This is a genomic window from Staphylococcus pasteuri, assembly GCF_030547725.1.
GTDB classification, from domain to species: Bacteria; Bacillota; Bacilli; order Staphylococcales; family Staphylococcaceae; genus Staphylococcus; species Staphylococcus pasteuri.
In genome coordinates this window covers 1-277 of the sequence record NZ_JAUOQO010000293.1, presented here as the reverse complement: position 1 = coordinate 277, position 277 = coordinate 1, and the positions used below count along the sequence as shown (strand labels likewise).

1 pseudogene is annotated in these 277 nt (G+C 36.8%); it reads left to right on the top strand.

What is annotated here, in order from left to right:
• Positions 1 to 277, top strand: a pseudogene (locus tag Q4528_RS13720) (mevalonate kinase); the annotation flags it as partial.

Sequence of the window (277 nt, the reverse complement as noted above, 5' to 3'; positions counted from 1 at the left end):
TCTACCGGTAAAATTATTTTGATAGGCGAGCACGCAGTAACTTTTGGCCAACCTGCTATCGCTATTCCATTTAACGCCGGTAAAATTAAAGTGTTAATAGAAAGCCTTGAAAAGGGAAATTATACAGCCATCGAAAGTGATGTTTATGATGGTCTACTTTATGATGCGCCAGAGCATTTAAAATCAATCGTGACACGTTTTATCGACAAAACGGGTGTAGAAGAGCCATTATTAATTAAAATTCAAACTAATTTACCACCTTCAAGAGGGTTAGGAT